The organism is Pseudarthrobacter sulfonivorans (assembly GCF_024391045.1).
Classification (GTDB): domain Bacteria; phylum Actinomycetota; class Actinomycetes; order Actinomycetales; family Micrococcaceae; genus Arthrobacter; species Arthrobacter sulfonivorans_B.
Genome location: NZ_JANFCZ010000002.1, coordinates 135829 through 149003, shown reverse-complemented (window position 1 = coordinate 149003; position 13175 = coordinate 135829). Strand labels below are relative to the sequence as shown.

General features: G+C 63.5%; 11 protein-coding genes. 10 read left to right on the top strand and 1 reads right to left on the bottom strand.

Annotation, left to right across the window (positions count from 1 at the left end; genetic code table 11):
- The first annotated feature begins 81 nt into the window (after positions 1-81).
- The 6 genes from rpsL to NQJ30_RS02005 all read left to right on the top strand — a co-directional run bounded on the left by rpsL (position 82) and on the right by NQJ30_RS02005 (position 9344).
- Positions 82-456, top strand: coding sequence for a 30S ribosomal protein S12 (rpsL, locus tag NQJ30_RS02030; RefSeq protein ID WP_011692814.1), 375 nt, complete (start codon positions 82-84; stop codon positions 454-456).
- A gap of 1 nt (position 457) precedes the next feature.
- Positions 458-928, top strand: a complete 471-nt coding sequence (rpsG, locus tag NQJ30_RS02025; RefSeq protein WP_011692813.1) for a 30S ribosomal protein S7 — start codon at positions 458-460, stop codon at positions 926-928.
- A gap of 69 nt (positions 929-997) precedes the next feature.
- Entirely contained in the window at positions 998-3112 is a 2115-nt protein-coding gene (gene fusA, locus NQJ30_RS02020) for an elongation factor G (protein WP_255768052.1), read from the top strand.
- Positions 3113-3374: 262 nt separating this feature from the next.
- Positions 3375-4565: an elongation factor Tu gene (gene tuf, locus NQJ30_RS02015; protein WP_255768051.1), complete on the top strand. Its 1191-nt coding sequence runs from the start codon at positions 3375-3377 to the stop codon at positions 4563-4565.
- A 154-nt stretch (positions 4566-4719) separates the two neighbouring features.
- Positions 4720-9231, top strand: a complete 4512-nt coding sequence (locus NQJ30_RS02010; protein ID WP_255768050.1) for a hypothetical protein — start codon at positions 4720-4722, stop codon at positions 9229-9231.
- Entirely contained in the window at positions 9219-9344 is a 126-nt protein-coding gene (locus tag NQJ30_RS02005) for a hypothetical protein (RefSeq protein WP_255768049.1), read from the top strand. Before NQJ30_RS02010 ends, NQJ30_RS02005 begins: the two co-directional genes overlap by 13 nt.
- A 20-nt stretch (positions 9345-9364) precedes the next feature.
- Here NQJ30_RS02005 and NQJ30_RS02000 read toward each other — a convergent pair whose 3' ends face one another.
- The gene (locus NQJ30_RS02000) at positions 9365-10801 is read right to left on the bottom strand and encodes a GH1 family beta-glucosidase (RefSeq protein WP_255768048.1); all 1437 of its coding nucleotides are present in this window, start codon (positions 10799-10801) and stop codon (positions 9365-9367) included.
- Positions 10802-11257: 456 nt separating this feature from the next.
- Between NQJ30_RS02000 and rpsJ the strand changes: the two genes are divergently transcribed.
- Genes rpsJ through rplW form a run of 4 tightly spaced genes read left to right on the top strand, consistent with a single transcriptional unit; the run spans position 11258 to position 13164 of the window.
- Complete coding sequence (gene rpsJ / locus NQJ30_RS01995) at positions 11258-11566, top strand: 30S ribosomal protein S10 (RefSeq protein ID WP_003803825.1); 309 nt, start codon at positions 11258-11260, stop codon at positions 11564-11566.
- 17 nt (positions 11567-11583) lie between these two features.
- Positions 11584-12234, top strand: coding sequence for a 50S ribosomal protein L3 (rplC, locus tag NQJ30_RS01990; RefSeq protein WP_108599010.1), 651 nt, complete (start codon positions 11584-11586; stop codon positions 12232-12234).
- A 4-nt stretch (positions 12235-12238) separates the two neighbouring features.
- Positions 12239-12862 carry a 50S ribosomal protein L4 gene (gene rplD / locus NQJ30_RS01985; RefSeq protein WP_190987323.1) on the top strand — a complete coding sequence of 208 codons (624 nt, stop codon included), beginning with the start codon at positions 12239-12241 and terminating at the stop codon, positions 12860-12862.
- Positions 12859-13164 carry a 50S ribosomal protein L23 gene (gene rplW / locus NQJ30_RS01980; protein WP_090950936.1) on the top strand — a complete coding sequence of 102 codons (306 nt, stop codon included), beginning with the start codon at positions 12859-12861 and terminating at the stop codon, positions 13162-13164. Before rplD ends, rplW begins: the two co-directional genes overlap by 4 nt.
- Positions 13165-13175 lie beyond the last annotated feature (11 nt).

Here is a 13175-nt window from a genome sequence, read left to right as displayed (position 1 = left end):
CAGGGACAACGCCAAAACCGGTGCAGTGACGGCTGACGCCCGAATGTGCCGGTAGAGATCAAACCAACGGAGAACACGAGAGTGCCTACGATTAACCAGCTGGTCCGCAAGGGCCGCACGCCTAAGGTCAAAAAGACCAAGGCTCCTGCCTTGAACGGCAGCCCGATGCGCCGCGGTGTTTGCACCCGCGTTTACACCACCACCCCCAAGAAGCCGAACTCGGCTCTGCGTAAGGTCGCACGTGTGCGCCTCAACGGTGGCGTTGAAGTTACCGCTTACATCCCCGGTGTAGGCCACAACCTGCAGGAGCACTCCATTGTGCTCGTTCGCGGTGGTCGTGTTAAGGACCTTCCGGGTGTCCGCTACAAGATCGTCCGTGGCGCCCTCGATACCCAGGGCGTGAAGAACCGCAAGCAGGCGCGCAGCCGCTACGGCGCAAAGATGGAGAAGAAGTAATATGCCTCGCAAGGGTCCGGCCCCGAAGCGGCCGCTCGTACTAGATCCCGTTTACGGCTCCCCGCTGGTCACTCAGCTGATCAACAAGGTGCTGGTTGACGGCAAGAAGTCCACCGCAGAGCGCATCGTTTACGGTGCCCTCGAAGGCGCCCGCGCCAAGTCCGGCGGCGACCCCGTGGCAGCCCTCAAGAAGGCCATGGAGAACGTCAAGCCTTCCCTCGAGGTCCGCTCACGCCGCGTTGGCGGCGCCACCTACCAGGTTCCGGTTGAGGTCAAGCCGGGTCGCTCCACCGCCCTCGCACTGCGCTGGCTGGTTGGCTACTCCAAGGCCCGCCGGGAGAAGACCATGACCGAGCGCCTCCAGAACGAAATCCTGGATGCCTCCAATGGTCTCGGTGCCGCTGTGAAGCGTCGCGAAGACACCCACAAGATGGCCGAGTCCAACAAGGCCTTCGCACACTACCGCTGGTAATACTTCCCGGACGCCGCCGGCTCACCTGAGCCGGCGGCGAACGTGTAGTCCATCCGAAAGGGAGACACCGTGGCACAGGACGTGCTTACCGACCTTAGTAAGGTCCGCAACATCGGCATCATGGCCCACATTGATGCCGGCAAGACCACCACCACCGAGCGCATCCTGTTTTACACGGGTGTGAACCACAAGATTGGCGAAACGCACGACGGCGCTTCGACCACTGACTGGATGGAACAGGAAAAGGAACGCGGCATCACCATCACGTCTGCCGCCGTGACCTGCTTCTGGGAAAACAACCAGATCAACATCATCGACACCCCGGGCCACGTTGACTTCACCGTTGAGGTAGAGCGCTCACTGCGCGTCCTCGATGGCGCTGTCGCCGTCTTCGATGGTAAGGAAGGCGTTGAACCGCAGTCCGAGACCGTCTGGCGCCAGGCTGACAAGTACAACGTTCCGCGTATCTGCTTCGTCAACAAGATGGACAAGCTGGGCGCTGACTTCTACTTCACCGTCGACACCATCATCAGCCGCCTCGGTGCCAAGCCGCTGGTCATGCAGCTGCCGATCGGTGCCGAGAACGACTTCGTCGGCGTCGTTGACCTGCTGTACATGCGTGCACTGGTGTGGCCCGGCGACTCCAAGGGTGACGTCACCATGGGTGCGAAGTACGAGATCCACGAGATCCCGGCTGACCTCAAGGAAAAGGCCGAAGAGTACCGCGCAGCCCTCGTTGAGACGGTTGCAGAGTCCTCTGAAGAGCTCATGGAGAAGTACCTCGAGGGCGAAGAGATTTCGATCGACGAGCTCAAGGCCGGCATCCGCAAGATGACCATCAACTCCGAGCTCTACCCGATCTTCTGCGGTTCCGCGTTCAAGAACCGTGGCGTTCAGCCGATGCTCGATGCAGTTGTCGACTACCTGCCGAACCCGCTCGACGTCCCGCCGATGGTCGGTCACGATCCCCGCGACGAAGAGAAGGAACTGACCCGCAAGCCGTCCGCCGACGAGCCGTTCTCGGCCCTGGCGTTCAAGATTGCTGCACACCCCTTCTTCGGCCAGCTCACCTTCATCCGCGTGTACTCCGGTCACGTGGAAGCAGGCGCGCAGGTGGTCAACTCCACCAAGGGCAAGAAGGAGCGCATCGGCAAGCTGTTCCAGATGCACGCCAACAAGGAAATGCCCGTTGAGGGCGCTACCGCCGGCCACATCTACGCAGCGATCGGTCTGAAGGACACCACCACCGGTGACACCTTGTGTGACTCCGCCAACCAGATCGTTCTCGAGTCCATGAGCTTCCCGGAGCCCGTGATCTCTGTTGCCATCGAGCCGAACACCAAGGGTGACCAGGAGAAGCTCTCCACGGCCATCCAGAAGCTCTCCGCTGAGGACCCGACCTTCCAGGTCTCCCTCAACGAAGACACCGGCCAGACCATCATCGCCGGCATGGGCGAGCTCCACCTGGACATCCTGGTGGACCGCATGCGCCGCGAGTTCAAGGTCGAAGCCAACGTCGGCAAGCCGCAGGTTGCTTACCGCGAAACCATCAAGCGCGCTGTAGAGCGTCACGACTACACGCACAAGAAGCAGACCGGTGGTTCGGGTCAGTTCGCGAAGATCCAGATCGCGATCGAGCCGATGGACACGTCCGAGGGCGAGCTGTACGCGTTCGAGAACAAGGTCACCGGTGGCCGCGTTCCGCGCGAATACATCCCGTCCGTTGACGCGGGTATCCAGGATGCGCTGAACGACGGTGTCCTGGCCGGTTACCCGGTTGTTGGCATCAAGGCAACGCTGATTGACGGCGCTTACCACGATGTTGACTCCTCGGAAATGGCGTTCAAGATCGCCGGCCGTATGGCTTTCAAGGAAGCCGCACGCAAGGCGAACCCTGTTCTGCTCGAACCGCTGATGGATGTCGAAGTCCGCACCCCTGAGGAATACATGGGTGAAGTTATCGGCGACATCAACTCACGCCGTGGCCAGATGCAGTCCATGGAAGATGCACAGGGTGTCAAGGTCATCCGTGCGCACGTCCCGCTGTCCGGCATGTTCGGCTACATCGGTGACCTGCGTTCGAAGACCCAGGGCCGCGCTGTGTACTCCATGACGTTCAACAGCTACGCCGAGGTCCCGAAGGCAGTTGCCGACGAGATCATCCAGAAGACCCGCGGCGAATAGTCCTTCGGACTTTCACAGCGACAAACTCGGGTGCGTTTCCGGTCGACGGAAGCACGCCTGGTGCGGATGGCCGGAACACGGTCGGATGCTATCCGGTCAGCCGGGTTGCGGCCATCTGCACGAACAGGCACTAGGCACTAGTATTAGTTCCTGAATCTGCAATTTCACCAATCCAAAGCCCCCCAAGTAGACTTACCTGAGTTTCTGCCGCGATAAGCGCGGTTGAAGGGTAAGCCATTTGAAAACGTTCTAGGAGGAACCTGTGGCAAAGGCAAAGTTCGAGCGGACTAAGCCGCACGTTAACATCGGCACCATTGGTCACGTTGACCACGGTAAGACGACGTTGACGGCCGCCATTTCCAAGGTGCTGTACGACAAGTACCCGGATCTCAACGAGAAGCGTGACTTCGCGTCCATTGACTCTGCTCCCGAAGAGCGTCAGCGCGGCATTACCATCAACATCTCCCACGTTGAGTACCAGACCGAGAAGCGCCACTACGCACACGTAGACGCTCCGGGTCACGCTGACTACATCAAGAACATGATCACCGGTGCTGCCCAGATGGACGGTGCAATCCTCGTGGTTGCCGCCACTGACGGCCCGATGGCTCAGACCCGCGAGCACGTTCTGCTCGCCCGCCAGGTTGGCGTTCCCTACCTGCTGGTCGCGCTGAACAAGTCCGACATGGTTGACGATGAGGAACTGCTGGACCTCGTTGAAATGGAAGTTCGTGAGCTCCTGAGCTCGCAGGGCTTCGATGGCGACGAAGCACCGGTTGTTCGCGTTTCCGGCCTCAAGGCCCTGGAAGGCGACCCGGAGTGGGTCAAGTCCGTTGAGGACCTGATGGCTGCAGTGGACGAGTCCGTTCCGGACCCCATCCGCGACCGCGACAAGCCCTTCCTGATGCCGATCGAAGACGTCTTCACGATCACCGGCCGTGGCACCGTTGTTACGGGCCGCGCCGAGCGTGGAACCCTCGCCATCAACTCCGAGGTCGAGATCGTCGGCATCCGCCCGGTCCAGAAGACCACGGTTACCGGTATCGAGATGTTCCACAAGCAGCTCGACGAAGCATGGGCCGGCGAGAACTGTGGCCTGCTGCTCCGCGGTCTGAAGCGTGATGACGTAGAGCGTGGCCAGGTTGTCGTCAAGCCGGGTTCCATCACCCCGCACACCGACTTCGAGGCCAACGTCTACATCCTTTCCAAGGACGAAGGCGGACGTCACAACCCGTTCTACTCGAACTACCGCCCGCAGTTCTACTTCCGTACAACGGACGTAACCGGCGTTATCACCCTGCCGGAAGGCACGGAAATGGTTATGCCTGGCGACAACACTGAGATGACCGTTGCGCTCATCCAGCCCATCGCTATGGAAGAGGGCCTCGGCTTCGCTATCCGCGAAGGCGGCCGCACCGTTGGTTCAGGACGCGTTACCAAGATCATCAAGTAATTACTTGCTGACCTTGTGTCAGCAGGCTGTTTGACGGTCTGCCGGCACTTATCAACAGCCCCGCAGCGTATCTACGCTGCGGGGCTGTTGTTTGCTATTATTAGTCCAATCACTGGATTAATTGTGCACCCCTGTTCTGCCTGGAGGTAACACCGTGAGGGACGAATCGTATGAGGCGGGCTACCGCGCCGGTCATCTCCAAGGGTGGATCGACGCCGTGGCCAAACTCCAGGCGCAAGGCGAGCCGGATGCGGCGCTTCGCCGGCCGCCGGGAACTGCTCCCACCGAGCCGATTCCAACCTGGCCGATTCCAGGGGAACGCACGACGACGGCACGCGCCGGTGTGCCTGCGCCGGCGCCGGTTCCCGCCGTCGCTGTCCCCGTTTCGTTGGTGCCGCCGTCTCCGCTAACCGTCCAGGCCCCGGTCGCAGCTCCGGGGGCGGCTCAGTCGCGGGCGGCGGCGATGGTCCGGCCTCCGGCCCTGGCGCAGGGCTCTCCGCCGCTGCCGCCGCAGTCCCCGGCCGCGGCCTTCCGGGACTACCCGGAGTCGCCGGCCGAGCGGCAGATGCGGCGGGAAAAGCGTGACCGGCAGAACATCAACATCACCCTGTACGTGGCCAGTCTTTTGCTCGTGGCCGCAGCTGCACTGTTTATTGGCACCAGCCTCCCGCCCATGATGCGGTTCGCGGGGGTCGTCACGGTCACGGCGCTGTTCTACGGCGCGGGCTTTGTCCTTCATTCCCGGGTGCCGCGGCTCCGGCCGGCGGCGGTGGCTTTCAGCGGCACCGGCCTTGCCCTGGTACCTGTGACCGGCCTGGCGCTCTACAACTTTGCGCTGCCGAACGGCCCCACAGCCTGGCTGTTGACATCATTAGTGGGCACCGTCGCCTACGTCGCTGCGGCCGTCCGGCTGGAGAGCCGGGTCTTGGTATACCTGTCCCTGACCTTCCTCGCGTCCACGGCGTTTTCCGGTGTCTCCGTCCTCGGGGGTGCCTTGGTCTGGTACTTCGCATCGTTGATCGGTGTTGCGGCAGTGCTTACGGTCCTGGCCCTGGCGCGGCCGGGTTGGCTGCCGCCCGTCTATGTCAGGCCACTGATGGTGCTCCACCCCTATGTGGTTCCGGCAGTGGCCGCCGCCGCAACCTGCGTCCCCCTGTACCTGACCAAGGCCGAGTACGCGCTGATCATTGCCCTGTGCGGGGTCTACTTTGCATTGATGGCCGTTGTCGCCGGGCCATGGCGGCTCCGCAACTTCCATGCCGCCCGGGCTGCCCTGACAGTTGCGGCCTCCGTGGCGGTCTGGAACTGGACCGGCCGGGGGAGCGACGCCTTGCTGACGGTCAGCGTCCTGCTTGCCGTGCAGGCACTGGGCCTGGCCTTCTACTCAGCCCGGTTAACCGTGGCATTTGCCGAGACCAAGATTTCCGGCCAAGGCACGGACGTTCCCCGGGCGGCTGACCAAGGGGACCCCGCCGGTGCTGACAGCGGTGCGCGCTCCGGTGCTTCCAATGGGGCTGCCGGAACCCGCTGGCAGACTGATGCCCTAGTCACTTTTGGGCTGCAGTTGGCGGCCACGGTGGCATTCGGGGTCGCCCGGGAAATCGCCAGTTTTGTCCAGGGCTTTGTCAGCAGGACCCTGGCGGACACGGAGCTGGCGGTGCCGCTGTGGATTCCGGTGGCATGCGCACTCGGGACAGGCCTGGTGCTGGCAGCCAGATGGCGTGGCCGCACCGAGTGGGCGCCGGTAGCCGCCCTTGCCATGGCGGGGCTTGCCAGCGGACCAATGGGCATGTGGCCACTGGCGGCAATGCTGTTCCTCGCCTCGGGATATTGGGCGGCGCGAGCAGCCTTCTCAGCAGGAGTAACCCGCGGACGTCATGTCCTGGGCGCCCGTGTAGCGCTCACACTGGCCGTGCCCGTGACGGTGGCGGCCGTGGTCGGACACGGTCCGGAGCGGGACGAAGCCTTCGCGTTCGCACTGTTGCTAGCACTGGTGTGCCAGCAACTCCTCACGGCCATCCTGCAGCGTTCCGGAGTGCCGGCCTTTGCACCACAGGCGACGCTGGGGGCCCTGAGCACCGCCGGAGCGTTGGTCCTGATGGGGCTGCCGTTCCTCGAGCCTTCATCGGACCACGCACTGACGGCCGCTGCCCTCTTCATCCAGCTCATCGCAGCCATCGCAGTCGGGGCGATCACGCTTCCGCGGCCTGCGGTGGAAAAGGACTGGTCCAAATCCATGTGGGAAGCCGTTCCACTTGGCATGGCCGTGGTTGCAGTAACGGTCGCATTCCAGGCGGTGTCACAGACTGCCGCCAACGTGGCCCTCGTGTTGGTGGTGGCCTACCTGGTGATCACGGCGATGCGCCTGCCCTTGCGTCTGCACCGCTGGGCCTATTGGTGGCTTGCCCGGGCCGCGTCAACGGTCCTCGTCCTGACCTCCTTCCACCAGCTGCAACGTGACGACGGCCCCGTGGTCATCGCGGACGAGGTGGTGCGCCCCGCCACGATCCTCGTCACGGCACTGGCACTCCAGCTGTGCCTGCCGCTGTTGGCGGCCATCCGACGTCGTGCTCCGCGCGGGATTGCCGCAGACGCTGCCGCGGTGGTCCTCCTTCAGCTGGTGGCCGCGGCCACCTTGGCGCAGGCCGGATCCGCAGAATGGCAGCACACCGTTGCTGCCGTACTCGCCGCCGTGGGTGCTGCTGCGTCGGGCTACTTCCTTCGCCGTGAGGCAGGGGCGGTCTGGTTGGCCCCGTTCACCCTCGGCGCTCTCTTGGCCGTTAGCCATGGAAGCCTCCTCACGGTGGAGCTGAGCCTGGGCATCTTCGCCGTCTACGCCACCCTGATGGTGGTGGCCGAGCCACAGCGTGCCTGGAAAGGTTGGTACTTCGTTGCAGCACGGGTCCTGACCGCGGGACTGGCCCTGGCACTGAGCTACGACCTCACCGCTTCGGCTACCGCGGTCTCGGTGACCTTCGCCCTTGTTCTGGCCGCCCAGCACGTTATCCGGTGGATGATGCGGGCACGGCTGGCCGAGGTGCCGTTCCAGCAGGCTGCAGTCTGGATCACACTGGCGGGGCAAACCATCCTGCCGCTCGTGTATGTCGCGGGGCAACGTTCCGCCGGGCTGTCAGGGCAGCATGGTGACGGCGGCCGCTGGGTGGTGCTGTTCGAGCTGCTCTTGCTTCTTGTCGCCGCGGCTGTGGCCCGCCGGCTGTTCAATGCACGGGGTGCCCTTTACTTCGCGGTGTACGCGGCAGTCTTCGGCGTCCTCGCGCTCGGACCACTGATCACTTTCGGCGGGACGTTCCTCGTCGCCGCGGTGCTGAGCCACACCGGGACCGCCGCGGTGTTGTTGGCCGTCGCGCTGATGGCAGTGGCGGCAGGGATCGTTCGGCGGCGGCGGAACCAGGATGCTGGCGGCGTCGAGCACTGGCTCTGGCTGGCCACCGCGGGCTCCTTCGCTGGCGTGGGTCTGCTGATCTCGTCGCTGGGGGATGGCTGGGTGCCGGGAGCTGCGGTCCTGGTTCTCGCCGTGGTGCTGTTTGCGGCTTCGCACGTCGAAGACTGGGCCGTGCTGCATCCGCTGGCAGTGTTGGCAACGCAGTGGGGCGCGATTGCTCTCGCAACGGAGGTCCTCCCGAAAGCAACCGGCGCCTGGGGCGGATTCCTGCCCTGGCTGGTAGGCGCCGGCTCGGCGTCGGTTGCCCTCTATGCTGTGCGGCTGATTCGGGCCGACGCCTTGGATGCCCGCCGTTTGGATGCCGGCAGGTTGGATGACTCGGGTGCCGGGCGGTTGGATGCCGCTCGGGTGGAGACCGCCCGGACGGCAGGCGATCCGGTGCGTCGCTGGTCGCTTGCGGGAGGCGCTTTCCTCGGTCTGGTCCTGGTGGCCATGGCCGGGGTACGGCACGATGCCACCTCCTGGACCGCGGCAGCCGTCCTGGCTGCCGCCGTCGGAATCGCCTACCGGGAGGCCCCCGGCAAGGCGCGGAGGGTTGCCTTGGAGGTCGGCGCCCTGGTTCTGACGGCAGCGGCCCAGCGCGCCGCCATCTTTGACTTTGATGCGCCGGGCCGCCTGACCGGCCGAACGCTTGGCGGGCTTCCGGATCCGTTCTGGGTGGCTCAATGGTACGTGGCCCTGGGCGCTGTCCTCGGCGGCTTGCGGTATGTCTCCGGCCATCAGCGCGCCGGGCGGTTGCTGGTGGGTGTCGCTGCCGGTCTGCTGTCCCTCGGCGGGCTGGGTGTCGTCTTCAGCGGCTCCGGGGCGCAGCAGTTGTGGGTTCTGGTCCTGCTGGCGCTGCTGCTGGTGGCCGGGCTGGTTGTCGGGGAGCGGCTGTTTGTCTGGTGGGGTGCGGCCGGTGTGGCCGTCTGCATTCTGTGGGCGATGAGGCACTACACGTTCCTGCTCCTTGCGCTGATTGCCGTGGGACTTATCGCCTTTGCACTCTGGCGCCTGAATCGTGGGCCGGCCGGCCAGTCTGGACCGGCACCCGGCGAAGCACCCGGGCCGGAAGCCGGGCCCCAAGTCATGGCCGGCCCCTGGCCCGGACACGCCAACGAACAATCAGCCGCTGATGGAGGCCTACCCGTGGAAGCAGCGGAGCAGCCGGAGGCCGCTGATAGTGTTGCTAGCAGGGAGAGGAGTACATCATGGGATGGTTAATTTTTCTGGTCGTCGTGGCTGCCGTGGTCGCCGGAGTGTTCTGGGCCAGGAAGTATTTCCGCCACGAGATCGACCGCGCCAAGCGCATAAACCGCGCCAACAAGAACCAGTAGCGGGCTTACCAGTAGCGGGCCTAGCCGGCCAGCAGTTTCCGGGCCCGGCTAAGCGCCCTGTACCAGTAGAAGGATTCCTTGGGGGTGCGCTCGAGGGTGTCAAAATCCACGTGCACCAGGCCGAAGCGCTGTGAATATCCGGCTGCCCATTCGAAATTGTCCATCAGGGTCCACACGTAGTAGCCACGAAGGTCGACGTCTTCGGCGATGCCGCCAGGGGCTGTTGCTTCCAGTGCGTGGTGCAGATGGCCCGCGAGGTAGCTGATCCGTTGTGCGTCATCAATCGGTCCGGTCACATGCTCGGGTTCGGGGAAGCTGGCTCCGCTTTCGGTGATGTAGAGCGGGGGCAGCGCGTCCCGGTAGCGGTCCTTCAGTTCGCGCAGCAGGATGCCCAAGTGGTCCGGGGCCACCGGCCAGCCAAATCCGGTGGTGCCGTATTCGGCGAAAGGCACCTGGTGGGCCGGGATCCGGACCATCGCTTCGGCCGGTACCGCCAGGTTTTCGTGCGGACCCTGGCCGGCAGCAACCTGGACCGGCTGATAGTAGTTCAGCCCGTAAAAGTCGAGCGGCTGGTGAATGGTCAGAAGGTCCTTGTCCGGGATCCTGCCGAAGGACCGCATCCAGGGCTTGGCGAAAACCAGGGATGCCGGGTAGCGGCCATTCAGGATCGGATCGGCGTAGATCCGGTTCAGCATGATGTCGAACACCGCAGCCGCGGCCCGGTCACGTAGCTTGCGTGTCGCCGGCCGGACGGGGGAGTGCAGGTTGGTCACCCCGATGCCGCCCCGCACGCTCTCGGCGCGCAGTGCCTGGACGGCCAGTCCGTGGGCCAGCAGTTGGTTGTGGACCGCCGGGAAGGCTTCAAACAGGAGGTCCTGGCCCGGGGCGTGCGTGCCCAGGGCATAGCCGTTCAATACGACGGAGGCGGGTTCGTTGAGCGTGACCCACTGCGCCACCCGGTCGCCGAAGCGGCGCCCCGCGGCGGCGCAGTACTCCGCGAAGCGTTCCGCCGTGGCCCGGTTCATCCAGCCGCCGCTGTGTTCCAGCGGCAGGGGGGTGTCCCAGTGATACAGCGTGGCCATGGGGGAGATTCCGGCTTCGAGCAACTGGTCGATCAGGCGGTCGTAGAAGTCCAGGCCCTGTTCGTTGAATGTTCCACGGCCGTCCGGTTGGATCCGCGGCCAGGAGAGGGAGAAGCGGTACGAGTCCACGCCGAGTTCCCGCATCAGGGCAACGTCCTCGGCGGAGCGGTTGTAATGGTCACATGCCACGGCCGGTGAGTGGCCGTCGATGATGGCTCCCGGCTTTTCGGCGAAGGCGTCCCAGCCTGATGGTCCGCGACCGTCCGCGGACAACGCTCCTTCGATTTGGAAAGCGGCCGCGGCCACGCCTAACGTGAAGGAAGGTGGCAGGAGGCCAGCCAAATTCTGGATGGAAACGTCATTTTCGACCGTCATTAACCCATCATCCATTCGGATGTTGCCGAAGGCAATGAGTCCCAACTGGGTAGCAGCAGGTGTCCTTCTGAACCGTCGTAACGACATCTGCTGGCACTTAGTTGGGGGAGCCGGCGGCAGATTCGCTTCTCCGGATAATATCCGGCATACTAGATGAGTTGTTCAAGCGCTTCTTCGTGTCCCGATCCGGATAATGCCGGGTGTCAGGGTCCAAGTGGAAGACCAAACATAACCCACTCCCCATGGAACTGCGGATTTGTATGCGTGCTAAGCGCGACACGCCCGACCGCGGGGGTCGGTTACGTCGGCAGGTTGAGGAACCCGGATTCTTCCGGATTCAGCTTGTGCGGCGGGTGGTAGTTCAGACTTCAAATGCTTCGGCAGCCACATGCAACACGAATAGTGAACAGAGCGGCCCTACTCGGTGCAGCACTAACTGAAAGAGAGTCAGGCGACATGGCGGGACAAAAAATCCGCATCCGGCTGAAGTCATACGACCACGAGGTCATTGACGTTTCAGCCCGGAAGATCGTTGAGACGGTCACGCGCGCAGGCGCAACGGTAGTTGGCCCCGTGCCGCTGCCGACGGAGAAGAACGTTTACTGCGTTATCCGCTCTCCGCACAAGTACAAGGACAGCCGCGAGCACTTTGAAATGCGCACGCACAAGCGTCTTATCGACATCATCGATCCCACGCCGAAGGCTGTTGACTCGCTTATGCGCCTCGACCTGCCGGCCGACGTGAACATCGAAATCAAGCTGTAGGGAGGTGCTGAGAGACTATGACCGCAACCCGTAACGTAAAGGGCCTGCTGGGCACGAAGCTCGGCATGACCCAGGTCTGGGACGAGAACAACAAGCTCATCCCCGTCACTGTGGTCCAGGCAGATTCGAACGTCATCACCCAGCTGCGCAACGCAGACACTGATGGCTACGTAGCTGTACAGATCGGCTACGGCCAGATCGATCCCCGCAAGGTCACCAAGCCGCTGGCTGGTCACTTTGAAAAGGCAGGCGTCACGCCTCGCCGCCACGTCGTCGAACTGCGCACCGCAGATGCTGACACTTACGAGCTGGGCCAGGAGCTTTCTGTTGAGCTCTTCGAAGCCGGCCAGAAGATCGACGTTATCGGCACCACCAAGGGTAAGGGCTTCGCCGGTGTTATGAAGCGTCACGGCTTCCACGGCGTTGGAGCTTCCCACGGTGCCCACAAGAACCACCGTAAGCCCGGTTCAATCGGTGGCGCATCCACCCCGAGCCGCGTCTTCAAGGGCATGAAAATGGCCGGCCGCATGGGCGCCGTTCGTCACACCACGCTGAACCTCACGGTTCACGCAGTTGACGTCGAGAAGTCGCTGCTCCTGATCAAGGGTGCCGTCCCCGGCGCCCGCGGCCAGGTCGTACTCGTACGCACCGCCGTGAAGGGAGCCTAGTTCAATGACTAGCACTGTCAAGGTTGACCTGCCTGCAGAGATCTTCGACGTTCAGACCAACGTGCCGCTGCTGCACCAGGTCGTCGTTGCCCAGCTCGCTGCTGCTCGCCAGGGTACCCACAAGACCAAGACCCGCGCCGAGGTTTCCGGTGCAGGTCGCAAGCCGTTCAAGCAGAAGGGCACCGGCCGCGCCCGTCAGGGTTCAATCCGTGCACCTCACATGACCGGCGGTGGCGTTGTCCACGGTCCCACACCGCGTGACTACAGCCAGCGCACCCCCAAGAAGATGATTGCTGCTGCACTTCGCGGCGCACTGTCTGACCGGGCACGCAACGGTCGCATCCACGTTGTTGCTGAACTGGTGGAGGGCACCAAGCCGTCCGTCAAGACCGCACTGGCAACGCTGCGCGGAGTTTCCGAGCGCAAGAACCTGCTGGTTGTCATCGAGCGCGCCAACGATGTTGCAGCACTTTCCGTGCGCAACCTCGCCGGTGTTCACGTTCTGTACGCAGACCAGCTGAACACCTACGACGTACTCGTCTCTGACGACGTTGTCTTCACCAAGGCTGCCTACGAAGCATTCGTTGCTGACAAGGCAGTGGCAAAGAACGAGGAGGATGCCAAGTGAGTGCAGCCACCATCAAAGACCCGCGCGACGTCGTGCTTGCACCCGTCGTATCGGAAAAAAGCTACGGCCTGATCGATGAGGGCAAGTACACCTTCCTGGTGGACCCCCGCTCGAACAAGACCGAGATCAAGCTGGCCGTGGAGAAGATTTTCTCCGTCAAGGTCGAATCGATCAACACCATCAACCGTGCCGGTAAGCGCAAGCGCACCAAATTCGGATGGGGTACCCGCAAGAGCACCAAGCGTGCAATTGTGAGCCTCAAAGAAGGCACCATCGACATCTTCGGCGGTCCGCTCTCGTAGCGGAGACCACT